The sequence below is a fragment of the Burkholderia sp. HI4860 genome (assembly GCF_002223045.2).
GTDB lineage: Bacteria > Pseudomonadota > Gammaproteobacteria > Burkholderiales > Burkholderiaceae > Burkholderia.
Genome location: NZ_NKFO02000005.1, coordinates 169,223 through 187,913 on the forward strand (window position 1 = coordinate 169,223; position 18,691 = coordinate 187,913).

At 67.2% G+C, this 18,691-nt stretch carries 15 protein-coding genes; 11 read left to right on the forward strand and 4 right to left on the reverse strand.

Features of this window, described 5'->3' with window-relative positions; translation table 11 throughout:
- Positions 1-115 precede the first annotated feature (115 nt).
- The 6 genes from CFB34_RS34865 to CFB34_RS34890 are packed head-to-tail and all read left to right on the forward strand — an operon-like array spanning position 116 to position 7,317.
- The gene (locus CFB34_RS34865) at positions 116-1,531 is read left to right on the forward strand and encodes a cytochrome ubiquinol oxidase subunit I (protein WP_089444235.1); all 1,416 of its coding nucleotides are present in this window, start codon (positions 116-118) and stop codon (positions 1,529-1,531) included.
- A gap of 11 nt (positions 1,532-1,542) precedes the next feature.
- The gene (cydB, locus tag CFB34_RS34870) at positions 1,543-2,523 is read left to right on the forward strand and encodes a cytochrome d ubiquinol oxidase subunit II (protein WP_218828647.1); all 981 of its coding nucleotides are present in this window, start codon (positions 1,543-1,545) and stop codon (positions 2,521-2,523) included.
- 39 nt (positions 2,524-2,562) lie between these two features.
- Positions 2,563-3,306 (forward strand): (Fe-S)-binding protein, encoded by a 744-nt coding sequence (locus CFB34_RS34875; protein ID WP_089444236.1) that lies wholly within the window; start codon positions 2,563-2,565, stop codon positions 3,304-3,306.
- Positions 3,303-4,676, forward strand: a complete 1,374-nt coding sequence (locus tag CFB34_RS34880) for a lactate utilization protein B (RefSeq protein ID WP_089444237.1) — start codon at positions 3,303-3,305, stop codon at positions 4,674-4,676. The genes CFB34_RS34875 and CFB34_RS34880 overlap by 4 nt, the downstream gene beginning before the upstream one ends.
- Complete coding sequence (locus tag CFB34_RS34885; RefSeq protein ID WP_089444238.1) at positions 4,673-5,272, forward strand: LUD domain-containing protein; 600 nt, start codon at positions 4,673-4,675, stop codon at positions 5,270-5,272. The genes CFB34_RS34880 and CFB34_RS34885 overlap by 4 nt, the downstream gene beginning before the upstream one ends.
- 14 nt (positions 5,273-5,286) lie before the next feature.
- The gene (locus CFB34_RS34890) at positions 5,287-7,317 is read left to right on the forward strand and encodes an FUSC family protein (protein WP_089444239.1); all 2,031 of its coding nucleotides are present in this window, start codon (positions 5,287-5,289) and stop codon (positions 7,315-7,317) included.
- A 212-nt stretch (positions 7,318-7,529) separates the two neighbouring features.
- Here CFB34_RS34890 and CFB34_RS34895 read toward each other — a convergent pair whose 3' ends face one another.
- Positions 7,530-8,306, reverse strand: coding sequence for a TetR/AcrR family transcriptional regulator (locus CFB34_RS34895; protein WP_089444240.1), 777 nt, complete (start codon positions 8,304-8,306; stop codon positions 7,530-7,532).
- 208 nt (positions 8,307-8,514) lie between these two features.
- Here CFB34_RS34895 and CFB34_RS34900 point away from each other — a divergent pair, with 208 nt between their 5' ends.
- The 5 genes from CFB34_RS34900 to CFB34_RS34920 all read left to right on the forward strand — a co-directional run bounded on the left by CFB34_RS34900 (position 8,515) and on the right by CFB34_RS34920 (position 15,051).
- Entirely contained in the window at positions 8,515-10,134 is a 1,620-nt protein-coding gene (locus CFB34_RS34900; RefSeq protein ID WP_242808802.1) for a bifunctional 3-(3-hydroxy-phenyl)propionate/3-hydroxycinnamic acid hydroxylase, read from the forward strand.
- A gap of 12 nt (positions 10,135-10,146) precedes the next feature.
- Positions 10,147-11,217, forward strand: coding sequence for a VOC family protein (locus CFB34_RS34905; RefSeq protein WP_089444242.1), 1,071 nt, complete (start codon positions 10,147-10,149; stop codon positions 11,215-11,217).
- A 36-nt stretch (positions 11,218-11,253) separates the two neighbouring features.
- Positions 11,254-12,210, forward strand: coding sequence for a fumarylacetoacetate hydrolase family protein (locus tag CFB34_RS34910; RefSeq protein WP_089444243.1), 957 nt, complete (start codon positions 11,254-11,256; stop codon positions 12,208-12,210).
- Entirely contained in the window at positions 12,207-14,159 is a 1,953-nt protein-coding gene (locus tag CFB34_RS34915; RefSeq protein ID WP_089444244.1) for an acyl-CoA synthetase, read from the forward strand. The genes CFB34_RS34910 and CFB34_RS34915 overlap by 4 nt, the downstream gene beginning before the upstream one ends.
- 154 nt (positions 14,160-14,313) lie before the next feature.
- Positions 14,314-15,051 carry an OmpW family outer membrane protein gene (locus CFB34_RS34920; protein WP_089444245.1) on the forward strand — a complete coding sequence of 246 codons (738 nt, stop codon included), beginning with the start codon at positions 14,314-14,316 and terminating at the stop codon, positions 15,049-15,051.
- 28 nt (positions 15,052-15,079) lie between these two features.
- On the opposite strand, the gene CFB34_RS34925 is transcribed toward CFB34_RS34920, so the two are convergent.
- Genes CFB34_RS34925 through CFB34_RS34935 form a run of 3 tightly spaced genes read right to left on the reverse strand, consistent with a single transcriptional unit; the run spans position 15,080 to position 18,609 of the window.
- Positions 15,080-16,234 (reverse strand): porin, encoded by a 1,155-nt coding sequence (locus tag CFB34_RS34925; protein WP_089444246.1) that lies wholly within the window; start codon positions 16,232-16,234, stop codon positions 15,080-15,082.
- Positions 16,235-16,267: 33 nt separating this feature from the next.
- Positions 16,268-17,239, reverse strand: coding sequence for a sulfonate ABC transporter substrate-binding protein (locus CFB34_RS34930; RefSeq protein WP_089444247.1), 972 nt, complete (start codon positions 17,237-17,239; stop codon positions 16,268-16,270).
- A 47-nt stretch (positions 17,240-17,286) separates the two neighbouring features.
- Complete coding sequence (locus tag CFB34_RS34935; protein ID WP_089444248.1) at positions 17,287-18,609, reverse strand: LLM class flavin-dependent oxidoreductase; 1,323 nt, start codon at positions 18,607-18,609, stop codon at positions 17,287-17,289.
- Positions 18,610-18,691: the final 82 nt, after the last annotated feature.

Below are 18,691 nucleotides of genomic sequence, written 5' to 3' on the forward strand. Positions count from 1 at the left end.
TCCGTCGACGGCACGTTCGATTTCAGATGTAACACGGCAGCCGCAATCTGCAACGCACGAGAAATGCCGGACGCCGACACTCCATTGCAACGCAATCTCGCAATGGAGCGTACGCATGGAAGCAACGGCACTCCTGCTGTCCCGAATCCAGTTCGCGGCCACGGTCTCGTTTCACATCATCTTCCCGTCATTCACCATCGGGCTCGCGGCATGGCTCGCGGTGCTCGAGGCCATGTCCGTTGCGACCGGCAATCGCGTATACCGCCGCGTGTTCGCGTTCTGGCTGAAGATTTTCGGCGTCGCGTTCGGGATGGGCGTGGTCTCGGGCATCGTGATGGCGTTCCAGTTCGGCACGAACTGGAGCGAGCTGTCCCGCGCGAGCGGCCCGATCCAGGGGCCGCTGCTCACTTACGAATCGTTTACCGCGTTCGCGCTCGAGGCCACGTTTTTCGGCGTGATGATGTTCGGCCGCGCCCGGGTGCGGCCGTGGTTCTATCTGACGTCGTGCATCCTCGTCGCCGCCGGCACGACGATGTCGGCGTTCTGGATTCTCGTCAACAACTCGTGGATGCAGCATCCGGTCGGATACGTCGTACAAAACGGCGTATTCGTGCCGACCGACTGGGCGGCGATCATCTTCAACCACGTCGTATGGGTCCGCTTCCCGCACATGCTGCTGGGTGCCTATCTGACGACCGCATTTTGCGTGGCTGCCGTCGGCGCCGCCTATCTGCTGAAGGATCGTTACCGGATCGAGGCCACCGTCATGGTACGGATGTCCGTGACCCTCGCCGCCGTGCTCGTCCCGCTGCAGATCCTGTTCGGCCACCTCACCGGCGACTACCTGCACGACGATCAGCCGGCCAAATTCGCCGCGGTCGAAGGCCGCTGGACCGACGAGCAGCCGGCCGCCGAAGTGATCTTCGCGATTCCCGATGCCGCGCATGAGCGCAATCGCCTCGAATGGAAAGTGCCCGTTCTCGGCAGCCTCGTCGCGTCAGGCACCGTCGACTCGCGTGAAGTCGGGCTGACCGATTTCGCCGCGGCCGACCGGCCGCCCGTGCTGATTCCGTTCCTCGCGTTCCGCGTCATGGCCGGGTGCGGGCTCGTCATGCTGGCGCTTGCGTGGGCAGGCACCGCCGTTGCCCGGCGCGGAAAGCTGGAGCAACGACGCTGGCTGCTCTGGCCGCTCGCGCTCAGCTTCCCGCTCGGCTTCATCGCGATCCTGGCCGGCTGGTTCACGGCCGAAGTCGGGCGGCAGCCCTGGACCGTGTGGGGCGTGCTGCGCACCGCCGACGCGCTCACGCCCGGGCTCACCGCGCACTTCGCCGCCGCGACGCTCGCACTGTTCGTCGCCATCTACGCGTTCATTTTCTGCTTCGGCGTGTACTACATCGTGCGAATCGTGCAGCGCGGCCTCGCCGACGGCAACGTGCTGACGGTCTGGAACGGCCATGTCATTCAACGGACGTATGCACTCGCGGCGCGGCAGGAGCGCGCACCGACGCCGAACATCCACACGATTCGATAAGGAGAACTTCGATGATGAACTGGTTCTGGTTCGTCGAACTCGCGTTCGCGCTCGTCGCTTACCTGATGCTCGACGGGTTCGATCTCGGCGTCGGCATGCTGACGGCCTTCGCAGGCGATGCGCGCGACGAGATGATCGCGTCGATCGCGCCGGTGTGGGACGGCAACGGCACGTGGCTCGTCATTGCCGGCACGATCCTGTTCGGCGCATTTCCGTCGGTGTATTCGATCGTGCTGCCGGCGCTGTACGCGCCGCTCGGCATGATGCTGGCAGGCCTGATCATGCGCGGCGTCGCGATCGAGTTCCGCCACAAGGCGGTTCGATCGCGCCGAATCTGGGACGTGCTGCTGTTCGCGGGTTCGCTGCTCGCAAGCGTCATGCAGGGTGTGTGCGTCGGCACCTACGCACAGGGGTTGCCGGTCGACCACCTTCGCTACGCCGGCAACGGGTTCGAATGGTGCTCGCCGTTCGCGCTGTGGTGCGGCGCGAGCCTCGCGCTCGGCTATGCGCTGCTCGGCTCGGGGTGGCTGGTATTGAAGGGGCGCGACGCATTGCAGCGCCTCGGTCGCGATGCGATCAACCGGCTCGCGCCGATCACCGCGCTGTTCGCCCTGTCGATCCTCGCATCGACCGTGCTGACCGAAGCGGCCGTCGAAACGCGCTGGCTCCTGCATCCGCTGCTGTTCGCGCTGCCGATCGTCGCGTGCCTGACTTTCCTTTACGTGCCCACCGCGGCGCGACGCGAGGGGGCGTCGGCCTATCTGTTCGCCGCGGCCGGATGCCTCGCGATGGTGCTGATGCTCGCCGCGTCGTATCTGCCGTTCATCGTGCCGTTCGACGTCACGCTCGACGCAGCTGCCGCGCCGCGTTCGAGCCAGACGTTCATGTTCTGGGGAGCCGGGCTGTTCGTCTTGCCGTTCATCGTGTTCTACACGTACGTCGCGTATTCGGTGTTCCGCGGCAAGGCGTCCAGCGTGCACGCGTACCACTGACGCATTCGCTTCCAGCATTCGACTCAACCGAGGAATCCCATGAAAGTCGCCCTTTTCATTCCATGTTTCATCGACGCGTTCTACCCGGAGGTCGGCATCGCCACGCTGCAGTTGCTCGAGCGCCTGGGCTGCGATGTCGACTATCCGCTCGACCAGACCTGCTGCGGCCAGCCGATGGGCAACAGCGGTTGCGAAAAGCAGGCCGCAGCGACCGAGAACCTGTTCGTGAAGAACTTCACCGGCTATGACTACATCGTCGCGCCGAGCGGCAGCTGCGTGCACCACGTGCGCGACCACCTCACGGCCGCCGACCAGACGCGCGACGCGGTCGCCGTGCGCAAGAACACGTACGAGCTCGTCGAATTTCTCCACGACGTGCTGCGCGTGCGCGAATTCCCGTGGGCCGAGTTCCCGCACAAGGTCGGGCTGCACAACAGTTGCGGCACGCTGCGCGCGCTGCGTACCGCGAAGATGTCGGAGATCGACGAGCCGTTCTTCTCGAAGCCGCTGACGCTGCTCAAGGGCGTGCGAGGCATCGAATTCATCCAGCCCGACCGCCCCGACGAATGCTGCGGCTTCGGCGGCACCTTCTGCGTATCGGAGGCGCCCGTGTCGGCACGCATGGGCGCGGACAAGGTTCGCGACCACCAGCGCAACGGCGCCGAGTACATCGTATCGGCCGATTCGTCGTGTCTGATGCACCAGAAAGGCTGCTCGGACCGCCTCGGGCTCGGCCTGAAATTCATCCATATCGCGCAGATCCTGAACGGAGCACGAGCATGAAACGCGTAGACCACGTCGGAGCGTCCGAGAAATTCATCGCGGACGAGAAACACATCCAGTTCCACGACAAGCGCTTGTGGGAGCTGCGCACGTCGCGCGACGCCGAAGTGCACGGCATCCCCGAATGGGAGGAGCTGCGTACGCTCGCGTCCGGGATCAAGGAACACACGCTCACGCACCTGCCCGAGTATCTCGAGGAATTCGAGCGCAATGCGACGGCCAACGGCGTCGTCGTCCACTGGGCGAAAGACGCCGAGGAACACAACCGGATCGTGTACGAGATCCTGGAGCGGCGCAACGCGAAGCTGCTCGTCAAGAGCAAGTCGATGCTGACCGAGGAATGCGAGATGCGCCCGTATCTGGAAGAGCGCGGCATCACGGTCGTCGAGACCGATCTCGGCGAGCAGATTCAGCAGCTCGACGATGAGCTGCCCTCGCACATCGTCGTGCCGGCCGTGCACAAGCTCGCGACCGACGTCGCCAGGATCTTCTCCGAGAAGATCGGCACCGATCCGAACGAAAGCAGCATTCCCAAACTGGCCGAAGCGCAGCGCAACGCCACGCGCCCGCTGATCCTGAACGCCGACGCGGGCATGACCGGATGCAACTTCGCGGTCGCGGAAACGGGCGGCATCACCGTGTGCACGAACGAAGGCAACGCGGACCTCAGCGCCAACGTGCCGCCGCTGCACATCGCGTCGATCGGCATCGAAAAACTGATTCCGAAGCTCGAACATCTCGGCGTGTTCATCCGCATGCTGTCGCGCAACGCGATCGGTTCGCCGATCACGCAGTACACGTCGCACTTCCGCGGGCCCAGAAAAGGCGGCGAGATGCATTTCGTGCTGGTCGACAACGGCCGCTCGGAGCGACTCGGCATGGACGATTTCTGGTACTCGCTGAAGTGCATCCGCTGCGGCGCGTGCATGAACACGTGCCCGGTCTATCGTCGCAGCAGCGGCCTCAGCTATGGCGGCGTGTACTCGGGGCCGATCGGCGCGATCATCAACCCGACCTTCAACCTGCACAAGTACAGCTCGCTGCCGTTCGCGTCCACGATGAACGGCAGTTGCACCAGCGTGTGCCCGGTGAGGATCAACATTCACGAGCAAATCTACAAGTGGCGGCAGATCGTGGCCGAACAGCACGAGTTGCCGTTCGTCAAGCAGGAGGCGATGAAAGTCGCCGGCCAGGTGCTGTCGCGGCCCGCGCTGTACCGCGCGGCCGTCAAGACGGCGGGCACCGCGGTATCGGTGCTGCCGCGCGCCGTGCTCTACAACCCGCTCAATGTGTGGGGCAAGCAACGCGAAGTGCCCGACGCGCCCGAGCAGACTTTCCGTGACTGGTATCTGAAGAGGAACAAGAAATGAGCAGCCGAGACCTGATGCTTTCCCGTTTGCGCGAAGTGCGCCCCGCCCGCCGGCCGCTGCCGCAGGTGCCGATGTTCGACGCGAACCTGCCGCCTGCCGTCGACACGTTTCGCGCGTCGCTCGCGCGGCTCGGCGGCACGTGGTGCGCATTGCCGGAGCGCACGTCGCTCGACGCATTCATCCGCTCCCGGTTTCCCGGCGCATCCGTGTTCTGCTCGGCGACCCCCGAATTCGACGGCAACCGCGACCTCGCGGCGATCGACGATCCGCGCGCGCTGAACGATGTCGACGTCGGGATCGTGCGCCCCGCGTTCGCCGTCGCGGAGACTGGCTCGATATGGCTCAGCGAGACCCAGTACAACGTCAACGCGCTCGGTTACCTGTCGCAGCACCTGGTCGCGCTGCTCGACCCCGCGGACATCGTCGGCAACCTGCATCACGCGTATCACCGCAGCGAGTTCTTCGCGGCCAACTATGCGGTGCTGATGAGCGGACCGTCGGCAACCGCCGACATCGAGGGCGTACTGGTTCGCGGCGCGCAAGGCATTCGGTCGCTCACCGTCATCCCGGTGCCGAGGCCCGTTACCACGCGATAACGCAGGAGCATGCGATGAGTGTCATCAAGCGCATCCGCGACACGATCGCCCGTGCCATGCGCGACGGGCGGCACCACCTGCCGCTCTCGGCAGCGCTCAAGGCCGGGCTGATCTGCGCGGCGCCCGCGCTGCTCGCCGCCATGCTGCACGCGCCGTTGCTGTGCTGGGCCGCGATCGCCACGTTCTGGACGTGTCTTGCAGACGATCCGTCCGAATCGATCCGCGCGCGGATCGCCGCGGGGTTGTGGTTCGGTGCGATCGGTGCGCTCGCGTCCGCGTGCGCGACGACTGTCGCGGAGGTCGGGTGGCTCGCCGTCGCGCTGACGGGCGTCGCGGTCTACATCGGCGGCCTCGCACGGCTCGGCGGCACCGTGATGGGCACGCGCGGGTTGCTGCTCGCCACCGCATGCGCGGTGTCGGCCGCGTTTCCCGCGCATCCGTGGCCGGCGCCCGCCCAGTATGCCGCGAGCTTTGCCGGCGGAAGCCTGTGGGCCGTCGTCTGTCTCGTGGGCTTCTGGCGGGAAAGCCATGCAGCCCGCGCACGCAGGGCGGCCTTCGCCTACCTGTATGCGGCGAGTTCGTTCGTGCGCGCGCTGGTGCCGGTCGCACAGGATCCGCGGCGCGCGAGCGGCCCGAATCGCGCCGCATTGCGAACGCGACTCGACGCGATGACGCGCACGGCCCAAGCCGAGCCGACCGGCGCCGGCACGGCCACCGTGGCGTGGCAACTCGGCGGCGAAAGGTCGATCGCGTTGCTGGCGGGCCTCGAAAGCCTGCTGGGCAACCGTCCCGCGGACTGCGCCACCGCGGCCGCCCTGCTCGTTCCGTTGCTGCACCGGCTCGTCGCGTTGATCGATGCGCATGCCGATGCGGTGCTCGAACGGCCGGGCTGCGACGCCGCGCTCGCAAGGCTGCGAAACCGGCTGGCGGCCGACGTGCGCGGCGCGACGCTGCGCGCGGACGGTTCGGCACTCGACGACCACGCGCGCGCATGGCTGCAATCGTGCATGACGCTCGTGACGGCGTTCACCGATATCGGCGATATCCGCGCCGGCGATCGAAACCAGGCGCCGCCCGCCGCGCGCGAACGGCCGCGCCCATTCCAGGCGATCGGCTTCGCCATGGCGGTAGCGCGGACGGAAATTCGCGCAAACGGACGCATCGCGCGATACGCGCTGCGGCTGGCGGTGGCGGCCATGCTCTCCGCCGTCCTTGCCCGCGCGCTTGGCGTTCAGCAAGGTTACTGGATCGTGCTGACCACGTTGTTCGTCATGCAGCCGACCGTGCCGCACACTGTCAGAATTTCCGGCCTGCGGGTATTCGGAACGATCCTGGGCGCGATCGTCGCATCGAGCGTCGCGCTCGCGTCCCACAACATGGCGCTTCTCGCGCTGGCGATCGTCCCGCTCGCAACCGGGACCTTTTCCACGCGGCCGGTCAGCTATGTGTCATACATCCTGTTCCTCACGCCGCATTTCATTCTCGTTGCGTATCTCGGCATGCCCGTCGCATCGCCCTGGCTGCTCGCCGGCATACGGGTCGCGAACAGCGTCGCGGGCGCGCTCGTTGCGCTCGGCGTGAGCGTGCTCGCATGGCCGGAGTGGGAGCGGGGCAAGCTCGACGCCGTATCGAACCGGGCGATCGCCGCGGTGGCCGAATACATCGAGCTCGTCCGTGCATTCGTGTCGAAGCGCGGCGTCGAAGCAGACGACCTGATTGCCGCGAGGCGGCGGGCGTGCTGCGCGACCGACGAACTCGACGCGCTGTCGGCGGCCATGCGCCTGGAAACGGGCACGGAGCGATCGCGTATCGACGACGCTTGCGAGCTGGTCCGTCAGTTGCGCAATGCGGTCGGCGGCGCCGCGCCGCTCGAATGCCTCGCCGTGAGCATGAGCGACGCGCGCCGCGAACGGCTCGCCACGGTGGATCTATCGGGCGTCGAGATGCCGGCCGATGCGACCGTGCGCGCCGTGACCGCTCGCGATTCGCGCGCGTGCCGTTTTATCCCGTTCAGAACCGATCACCCACCGACACGAACGGGGTGATCGGATCGATCTTGATCCGCGTCGCGCTGATCGAGGTCGCGACCGGCGCCGCATCGACGCCGTCACCGGCCATCCGGCCGTTCAGCGACGCGTAAGAAAGGGCCACCCGGCCGGAATTCGCCAAACATCCGCCACATTCCGGCCCAAGCCGCCGTGTTGCCGCTCATCCGCTATTGACCCACCGGGCCCTGGCAGCGGGCGACGGCGCTGCGTCACTGCTCCGTCTCGGCCGCTTCCACGACCGGCAGCGGCCGGCTCGCGATCTTCTCGGCTTCCGCGCGCTTGAGCCCGAGCGTCTGCAGCAGCGTGGCCGCCGTGCGTTCCGGGAAATGCTCGCCGCTGAAGCCGAGTTCCTGCAGCACACCGGCCGCCGGCGCGCCCGGGGCGACGAAGTTGAGCTCAGCCGCAATTGCGGTCAGCACCGTACCGCCAACCGAAAGGAAGCCGATGAACGGGTCGGCGACCACGAAGCGTTTCTCGGCGATGCCGCGCCCGATGTCCCGCAGCAGGCGCTGGCCCAGGCCGAGCGTCAGCACCCGCGCGGAAAAGCCTTCGCGTATCAGGAAATGGCCCCACACGGGCTCCCGCCGTGCCCGCATCAGCGTGTGCCGGACCGCCACCGCAATGATCTCCGCGGGATCGGACAGGCCGCTCGCCAGGCGATCCAGCGAATCGGCGAACTCCTCGAATACCGTCTCCACGAGCGTCGTGTAGATCGCTTCCTTCGATTCGAAGTGGTTGTAGAACGACCCGAAGCCGACGTCGGCGGCTTCGGTGATCTCGTTGATGGCCACGCCTTCCATGCCTTTTTCAGCCATCAGCTTCAACGCCGCCTCGAGCAGACGGCCACGGGTTTCGCGCTTGCGCCGCGCCCCGCGCGGCTCGCGCTCTTCGGCAACCGGCGCGGCGACGTCGGCGGCGACGGCGACGGCGACGGCAGGCTCGGCGGCGGCACGTTTGGGTGCCCGGCGTTTCGGAGTGTTCGACATGACGGATCCGGTTCTGATATGGGTCGAGTATAGATTCAAATGTCTACATTGACAAAGTCATCATCTATGATTTTAATGTCATCAAACACATCCGATCGCACGCGGCAGCCGAGATCGACAGACGAATGGAGACACGGTGGAGACATTTGAAGCAAGGGGCGCGCATTCGCGCGTCGCGGGCAGCGCGGCGCAGTCCGACGCGCGCGGGCTGCCGTCGGCGGCCGACGTCCTGATCGTCGGGTGCGGGCCGGTCGGCGCGGCGCTCGCGAACCTGCTGGCGCGTTACGGCGTGAAGGTCGTGGTGATCGACAAGGCGACCGGGATCTTCATGGCGCCGCGCGCCATCGCGCTCGACAACGAAGCGCTGCGCATCCTGCAGATGGCGGGCGTCGACGAACGCGATTTCGACACGGTGCCGATCCCGTACGTCCGGATGCGCTCGCCCGCGCTCGGTGAATTCGCGCGGATCGATACGCTCGGCACGCTCGACGGCCATCCGAAACTCGTCACGTTCTACCAGCCCGATCTGGAACGCTGCCTGCGCGCGCGGCTGCGCGAGCGCGCCAACGTGCACGTCGCGCTCGGCATGACGTTCGAAGGTTTCGTCGACGAACGCGACGGCGTCGTTGCGTCGCTGACCGACGAGCATGGCCATGCGCACACGGTCCGCGCCCGCTACCTGGTCGGTGCGGACGGTGCAAGCTCGCAGGTGCGCCAGTTGATCGGCCAGCAGTTCAACGGCAAGACCTATGCCGAGGACTGGCTCATCGTCGATGCGCGTCACGTGCCGCGGCCGATCGATCATGTCGAGTTCATTTGCGACCATCGGCGCCCGACGCCGCACATGGTCGCGCCCGGCGCGCGCGAGCGCTGGGAGTTCATGCTGCACCCGGGCGAGCGCCGCGACGAGATGGAGTCGGATGCCCGCATTCGCGAACTGCTCGCGCCGTGGGGCAATGTCGACGAGCTCACCATCGAGCGCAAGGCGGTCTATCGCTTCCACGCGCGCACCGTGGACGCATTCTGCAACGGCCGGGTCTTTCTCGCGGGCGACGCCGCGCACATCACGCCGCCGTTCGTCGGCCAGGGGCTCGTCGCCGGGCTGCGCGACGCGGCCAACCTCGGCTGGAAGCTCGCCTGGGTGGTGCTCGGCCGCGCCGATCCGCACATTCTCGATACGTACGACGCGGAACGCCGGCCGCACGCGCGCGCGATGATCCGGCTCGCGAAACTCATGGGGCGCCTGGTGATGCCGCGCAACGCGGCCCTGGCGTTCGCCACGCACGGGCTGATGCGCGCGCTGCGCTGCGTGCCGGTGCTGCGCGCGCAACTCGAGGAATTGCGCATCAAGCCGAAGAACGCGTTCCGCACCGGGCTCTTCGTGCGCGGCCGCTCGGGCGCGAAGCTCACGCGCGGCGCAACGCTCGCACAGGGATGGCTGAGGGGCGCCGACGGCACCGCGCGCCTGAGCGACGACGTGCTCGGCAACGGCTACACGCTGGTCGGCTTCGGCTGCGACCCGCGCGTCGGGCTCACCGCGGACGCCGCAGCCGCGCTGGCGGGCGCCGGCGGCACCATCGTGCGGATCGCGCAACGCGGCCAGCGCCCGGATCGCGGCGGCCGCGATTGCTGGGAAGACCTGGACGGGACCTTCCTTCCCGGCATGGCGCGGGTCGGCTGGGTGGCCGTCGTGCGCCCCGACAAGACCGTCGTCCACGACGGGCCGGCCGCCGACGTCGAGCGCATCGTGCTCGACAGCCTGTCGCTGCTCGGCGCGGCGCCGCACGCCATGCCCGTTCCCGTTTCATCCGTCGTCCGTCCCTCCTGAGCCTCCATCGCCATGAAACTCACCACCGCCCAGCCTGCCCGCCATCCGCGGCCCACGACGAGAGCCGCCGCCCTCGCCTACCTGGTCTTCGAGCGCCCGGATCTCGACGAAGCCGAACGTTTCCTGAATGACTTCGGATTGCGAACCACGTCGCGCGATGCCGACCTGCTGCTGTTGCGCGCCACCGGCGCGTCCGGCTTCTGCTACGTGGTGCGCCGCGCGCCCAAGCCGGCGTTTGCCGGGTTCGGGCTCGAGGTCGACAGCCGCGCGGACCTCCATGCGCTGACCGCCGTGCCCGGTGCGTCGGGCATCGAGCCGTCGGCGTGGCCGGGTGGCGGCGAGCGCGTGCGGCTCGTCGATCCGGCCGGTTTCCGCGTCGATGCGGTGGCCGGCATGACGCGACTGCCGGCGCTGGCGCACCGCGCGCCGCTCGCGTTCAACTCCGTGGATGCGCGCGTTCGCATCAACGACACGCAGCGCCCGCCCGCCGCGCCGCCGGAGATCGTCAGGATCGGCCACGTGGTGCTCGAGATCGCCGATTTCCAGGAAACGTGCGCGTGGTACACGCGGCATTTCGGTTTCATCCCGAGCGATGTCCAGGTGCTGCCGGACGGTTCGCCGGCGGTCGCGTTCATGCGGCTCGACCGCGGCGACACGCCGGCCGACCATCACACGCTCGCACTCGCGCAGGGCTTCGTGTCGACCTACAGCCACAGCGCGTTCGAGGTCGTCGACACCGACGCGCTCGGCATGGGCCAGCGCATGCTGCGCGACGCCGGCTGGACCCACGCGTGGGGCATCGGACGGCACATTCTCGGCAGCCAGGTATTCGATTACTGGCAAGACCCGTGGGGCGCCAAGCACGAGCACTACTGCGACGGCGACCTGTTTACCGCCGACGAACCCACCGGTATCCATCCGGTCAGCCGCGAAGCGATGTCGCAGTGGGGCCCGACGATGCCGCGCAGCTTCACGAAGCCGCGCTTCACGCCGTCGAGCATCGCCGCGCTGCTTCGCAACCTGCGCCGCAGCCCCGATCTGACGCTCGGCAAGCTGCTGACCCTCGCAAAACTGTTCGCCTGACTCCGACCGCCTGTTCGACTCACGAGAGATCCACTCATGTCACTGCTCGTCCTGCACTTCCGGCACAACGGCCGCGCCCAGTGGGGCGTCGTCGCCGATGGCGCCGTCACGCCGATTCCCGGCGACTTCGATACGACCGCACGCTTTCTCGCGGCGAACCCGGTCGAACGGCTCGTCACGCTCGACGGACCCACGATTCCGGAGGCGGACGTGGAATGGCTGCCGCCCGTCACCGCCAACCAGCAGTTCGTCTGCCAGGGCGCGAACTATCGCCAGCACATGATCGAATCCGGCATGGATCCGGACGCGAAGAAGTTCAACATGATCTTCACGAAGGCGACGAGTTGCATCGTCGCCGCGAATTCGCCGGTCGTGAAGCCGCGGCACGTGCGGTTTCTCGACTACGAGATCGAGCTCGGCCTCATCCTCAAGCGCGACATCACGAGCCGCCAGCGGATCACGGACGAGAACCTGCACGACTACGTCGCCGCCACCGTGATCGTCAACGACTACTCCGCGCGCGACGTCCAGATCCCACAGATGCAGTTCTACAAGGGCAAGAGCTTCCGGACGTTCGGCCCGGTCGGCCCTTATCTGTGCCTGCTCGAGCGGCGCGACTTCCCGAAGCTGAAGGCGCTCGACCTGACGTTGACGGTCAACGGCGCGGTGCGCCAGCAGGATTCGACGTCGAACCTCGTCTATGGTCCGGCCGAGACGTTGACGGAATTGTCGGGCGTGCACGACCTTCACGCCGGCGACCTGCTCGCGACCGGTACGCCGGCCGGGTGCGCCCTCAGCATTCCGTCGCCGCTCAAGCAGCGGGCCGTCGCGCTCTTTCCCGAATCGGTCAAGTGGAAGATGTTCATGAAGGTGCAGGCGGGACGCACGCAGTACCTGAAGGCCGGCGACATCGTCGAAGCCCGGATCGCGAGCCGCGACGGCACGATCGATCTCGGTGTGCAACGCAACGAAATCATGGACGAAGCGGCATGAACGGCATCGCGACCCACGACGACGTGCTGGCGATCGAAGCGCAGGGCCTTCCGCCGGCGCTGCCTGCCAGCACGTACGAGATGATTTGCGCCGGTGCGGCGATCGACCCGTCCGCGCCCGCGCTGTCCTTCTTTCCGACCGCCGACGCCCACCGCGACGCCGAGCGCTGGACCTATCGCGAGCTGCTGCGCGACATCACGCGGACGGCGAACATGTTCACCCGCATCGGCGTGCGCGCGAATTCGGTGATCGCCTATGTGCTGCCCAATCTTCCGGAAACGCATTTCGTGATCTGGGGCGGGCAGGCGGCCGGCATCGTCTGCGCGATCAATCCGCTGCTGGAAGGCGAAGCGATCGCGAGGCTGCTCGAGGCGTCCGGCGCGAGCGTGCTCGTCACGCTCGCGCCGTTCCCCGGCATCGATCTCTGGACGAAAGTGGCCACGATCGTCGATCGGGTCGAGTCGCTGCGGCACCTCGTGCTGGTCGATCCGGCGGATCGTGTGCGCGGCCGCACGGTGCCGCCCGCCACGGGAACGGGCGAGCGCGACGATGGCGGCTTGCGCGCCGCGGTGCCTGCCCGCATCGAGATCCACGATTTCGGTACGGCGATCGCGCGGGAATCCGGCGACGCGCTCGATCATCCGCGCCGCGCCCGCCCCGACGACATGTCCTCGTTCTTCTGTACCGGTGGCACCACGGGCCTGCCCAAAATCGCGATGCGCAGCCACGGTAACGAAGTCGCGAACGCATGGAGCGCGAGCCGGTTCCTCGGCGACAGCATCGGCCCCGGCAAGACGACGTTCTGCGGATTGCCGCTCTTTCACGTCAATGCCGCGATGGTGACCGGCCTGCTGCCGTTTTCGCGCGGCGCCCATGTCGTGCTCGGGACGCCGCAGGGCTACCGGGGGGACGGTGTCGTCAAACGTTTCTGGGAAATCGTCGAACACCATCGCATCAATTTCTTCAGCGGTGTCCCGACGCTCTATGCGTCGCTGCTCGACGTTCCCGTCGACGGTCATGCGATCGATTCGCTCGAATACGGCCTGTGCGGCGCGGCGCCGATGCCCGTCGGCGTGTTCAAGGCATTCCAGGAAAAAACGGGGATCCGGATCCTCGAAGGCTACGGCCTGACCGAAGGAACGTGCGTGAGCAGCGTCAATCCGCCGACCGGCGAGCGCCGGCTGGGCTCGATCGGGCTGCGCATCCCGTTCCAGGCGATGAAGACGGTCGTCGTGGACGATGCGGGACGGTATGTGCGCGATTGCGCGGCAAACGAGGTGGGGCTGCTCGTCATCGCGGGGCCGAACGTATTCAGCGGCTACCTGCGTGCCGACCAGAACAACGGGCTGTGGCTCGATCTCGGCGACGGCCACCGCTGGCTGAACACCGGCGACCTCGGCCGCTGCGACGCCGACGGGTACTTCTGGCTGACCGGCCGCAAGAAGGAACTGATCATTCGCGGCGGCCACAATATCGATCCCGCGGCGATCGAGGAACCGCTCCATCGGCATCCGGCCGTGCAGGTTGCCGCGGCCATCGGGCGTCCCGATGCGCATGCCGGCGAGCTGCCCGTCGCGTACGTTCAGCTCAAGCCCGGCATGCACGCGACCGAGGACGATCTGGCCGCGTTCATGCAACAGGAAATCGCGGAACGCGCTGCGGTGCCCAAGCACGTGCGGATCGTGGAGGCCATCCCGCTCACGGGCGTCGGCAAGATCTTCAAGCCCGAGCTCAAGCGCCGTGAGACACGCGATGCGCTGCACGCCGCGTTGGCTCAGGCAGGCGCGCCGTGCACGTCGCTCGACGTCAACACCGACGACGCGGGCAGGATGTCGGTCGTGGTCGCGTTGAGCGACCCGGCGCTCGAGGCCGCCGCGCGCTCGGTGCTCGGGCGTTTCCCGTTTGCATTCTCGATCTCGATCGCCGCGCAACCGATGCGGCCAGCCTGACCGACAACGACGGATTCCGGGCGACGGAAGATTTCCAGTCGCCCGGATGACTATCGCGCTTCGAGGTAGTTCGCGCCATTTAATCAGCAATCCGTATGAACTTTAAAAACTGAATCGCCATTCGCAAAACGGATCGAGACGGAGGAGACACGAGATGAATTTCAACAGGACGATGAGCGCAGCAAACGTGGCAGCTTGTATCTGCCTGGCCTCGCTGGCGGGCCGCGCGGATGCGCAGACGGCCGGCAGCATCACGACGTCGGTGGGATGGCTGCACATTGCGCCGCAGGGCGATGCGACGCCGCTGACCGTGCAAAGTATCGGCGGCGTCGCGGTGAACCGGCAAGTGGCCGGCACCGGCGCACACGCGAGTTCGACCGACACGATGGGCATCACGACCGAGTATTACGTCACGGACAATCTGGGTGTCGCGATACTTCTGGGCATGCCGCTGAAAGTGAACCTGATCGGCGACGGCACCTTGCAGAAGTACGGCACGCTCGGCACGACACGGCCGATGCCGCCCGCGATCGAGCTTCGCTACCACCTCTTTGCAGCCGCATCGACATTCCGTCCGTACCTCGGCATCGGCGTGAACTATACGTGGTTCACGCAGGTTCGCGCGACCAATAGCCAGTTTATTTCCGACAGCTTCGGGCCCGGCGGCTCGGCACGCGCGACCCTCAGCGCATCGTGGAACCCGGTGTTCGAAATCGGCGCGAATTACGCGCTGACGAAGCACTGGTCGGTCGGCACCTCGGTCAACTACATGCCGGTGAAGACCCACCTGACGCTGTACGGACAAACCGCGACCGGCACGCCGGTGGTGTCCACCTCGACGCTCCGGCTCAATCCGCTGAGCGTGTTCCTGAACGTCGCGTATACGTTCTAGCAGAGCGGGCCGGATGGCGATTGCTTGATCAGAACGACGTTCGAATGCCGGCCGTCACCGCCCATGGGTCGAACCCCGGCGTCACCGTCGCCGCCGAGTTGTTCAGAAGCGCGAATCCTTGTGTCGAATGACTGTTGTTCAGGATCGTCGTCGCGAAGCCATACAGCTGCGTGCGCTTCGACAGGTAGTACACGTAGCCGACATCGCAAGCGATCGCGCGGGCATCGCCATTCTCGATACGCCGCGACACGCCGACGTTGATGTCGCCGAACCCGACGCGCACGCGCGCGTTGAGCAACGCGGCGGACGCGAACCATCCCGTGCCGTCGGTACGCTTCGAATACACGTAATTCCCGCCCACCACCATGCGACCGAAATCGTATGCGGCGGTCAGTACATGCGTGAGCTGCGACGACGCGTCGGATGCCGTCGCGCTCGCGTAGTACTGGTAGCGGTTGAACCCATAGCCGACCAGCACGCCGTTCTTCGCGTACTGGAGGTTCGCGCCGACGTTGCGCGCGTTCAGCGTCTGCCCGGCAGGATCCTGCGCACCGAACGAATAGCCGATCTCGCTCGACCAGCCGCCGAGCGTTTCCGGCGTCCGGTAGCGCACCGCGTTCCGGTAGAACCCGCCGGTGCCGCTCGAACCGAGCGTCGTCGTGTGTTCGAGCGACATGATCGCGGCTGGATTCGCGAGCCCGTACGTGCCGACGTCGGACGCGAGAAACACCCAGTAGATCGGCAGGTACAGATAGCCGGCGTCGACGCTGCCGAACGGCCCCGACAACCCGACCGATGCGCCGCGGTTGAACTCCGTCGCGCCGCCGCCCATCCCCGTGTAGATATTGAAGCCCGTCTCGAGACGGAAATTCGCGCGATAGCCGCCGCCGAGATCTTCCTTGCCGAGCAGCCCGAAGCGCGATGCCTGCAGGTTGCCGCTGGCCGCCGACGCGGTCGTTCCGGTCGTGCTGTTGAAGCGGCCGTACTGCACGGCTGCATCGACGATGCCGTACATGACCAGCGTCGACTGCGCGTGCCCGGTGTGGCTGGCGCAGGCGAGCGCGACGGCACCCGCCGTGCGCAGCCCGGTTTTCAGCCGGGGCGTGAAGCGGAAGCGCCAGCGCAATGCGGCGGCGCGGCGAACGGGACGGATGGCGGCGGTACGGGAAGCGAGTCGGTTCATGACAGCGGCTCTGCGAGCGAGTGGAGTATCAAGTCAGCGGGTGAAGGAAACCGGGTGTGCAATGTCAGCGACCTGGATCGCACGCGGAATGACGTTCGCTCGACGGAACGTATCCGCAACGCGTTGCTGCGCGCCGAGCACGGTCGAATCGACGGGCAGCAGCCCGAATGCGGATCGTGCGAGATAGCGCTCGACGACGGGCTGCGGCACGCCGATCTCGCGAGCAATCAACTGTGCGGCGTCGCTGCGATGAGCGGCCGTCCACGCGTCGCCGCGCGCGACCGCCGACAGCACGTCCGACAACACCTCGGGGTGGGCCTTCGCGAAATCCGGCGCACCGAGAAAGAAGCTGTACGGCTGCACGATGCCCGACGCATAGTCGGCGATCGTGCGCACGCCGAGCGTCTGCTGGACGACCGCGAGATACGGATCCCAGATGACCCACGCGTCGACCTTGCCGCCTTCGAAGGCCGCGCGTGCGTCGGCGGGCGACAAAAAGGCGGGCTTGATGTCCGCATAGGTCAGGCCGGCTTTTTCGAGCGCGGCGACGATCAGGTAGTTCGAACTCGACCCGCGGGCGAACGCCACCGTCCGCCCTTTCAGGTCGGCGACCGATTTGAGCGGCGAGCCGTCGAGCACGATGATGGCCTCGTTGTGCGGGCCGGCGGGCTCGGCCGCCAGGTAGACGATCCGGCTGCCCGCCGCCTGCGCGAAGATCGGCGGCGGCGAGCCCGTATAGCCGAGATCGATCGAGCCGGCATTCATCGCCTCGAGCAGCGGCGGCCCCGCCGGGAATTCGGTCCATGCGACGTCGAAGCCGCGTGCGGCGAGCGGCTTGTCGAGCGAGCGCTGCGCCTTCAGCAGCGTGAGCGGCGTGCCCTTCTGGTAGCCGATGCGCAGCGTGCGGCCGGGGTCGGCACGCGCGTCGCCGGCGAATGGCGCAGCGAACGCGGCCACGGCTGCAGCCTGGGCGGTACGGAGAAACGAACGTCGGGAAAATTTCATGATCGGAGGTTCCTTATCGGATGGATTCGACGGGACGCATGGGTGCGCTACGCCCGCACCGGTCGCCGCAGCCCAAGATGCTCGCGCAACGTGCGGCCGGTGTAGGCCGTGCGGAACAGCCCGCGCCGCTGCAACTCGGGCACGACGAGCGAACAGAACGCATCGAGGCCGCCCGGCAGTTCGGCCGGCATCACGTTGAAGCCGTCGGCCGCGTCGCCCTCGAACCACGCCTGCATCAGGTCGGCCACGGTTGTCGCACTGCCGACCACCGTCACGTGCCCGCGTCCGGCCGCGATACGCAGCACCAGTTCGCGAATCGTCAGGCGCTCGTCGCCGGCCAGCGCGCTCAGGAGCGCCTGGCGGCTGCGCTGGCCGGTGTCCGTGAGCGGCAAGTCGGGCAACGGACCGTCGAGCGGATAGCCGGACAGGTCGAAGTTGCCGAGCATCCGCGCCAGCATCGCGACGCCCGCGACCGGATCGACGAGCGCCTGCAGCGCATCGAAGCGCTCGCGCGCCTCGTCGTCGGTACGCGCGACGACGACCGACAGGCCCGGCATGATCTTCACGTCATCGGGCGCGCGGCCCGCGGCAACCGCACGCGCCTTCATGTCGCGGTAGAACGCCTGCGCGGCATCCAGCCGTGCGTGCGCGGTGAACACGACGTCGGCCGTCCGCGCGGCGAGGTCGCGCCCCGCCTCCGACGAGCCCGCCTGCACGACGACGGGCCATCCCTGCACCGGACGCGGCACGTTGAGCGGGCCCGCCACGGAGAAATGCGGGCCGCGATGATCGAGCACGCGCAGCGTGGACGCGTCGTAGTACACGCCGCTCGCCTTGTCGCGCACGAAGCTGTCGTCGGCCCAGCTGTCCCACAGGCCCGTCACGACGCGATGGAATTCCCTGGCGCGCGCATAGCGCTCGTCGTGACCGACGTGTTCGGCGCGGCCGAAGTTGCGCGCCTCCGCCGCGTTGTCGGACGTCACGAGATTCCAGCCGGCGCGCCCGCCGCTGATGTGGTCGAGCGACGCAAACTTGCGCGCGATGTGATACGGCTCGTTGTAGGTCGTCGTCGCCGTGGCGATCAGGCCGATGCGCTCCGTGACAGCCGCGAGCGCAGGCAGCAGCGTCAGCGGATCGAGCCGGTCGGAGCGGGCCGATCGCGCGGCGCCGTCGCCCACGTTCGCGGCGACACTGTCCGCGACGAAGATCGCGTCGAAGCACGCGCGTTCCGCCGTGCTCGCCAGCGCCGCATACGCACGAAAATCCGTGCCGCCATCGGCCTGCACGTCCGGATGCCGCCACGCGGCCGCATGATGTCCGGTCTCCATCAGAAAGGCCCCAAGATGCATGAGGCGGGAAGCTGTCGTCATCCGATATCCTGTCGCGAAAGCAGCGCCTCACCACCGGGCCGCGCATCGTTTCGTGCTGGCGACCGCGCTTGGTTAGCGCTAA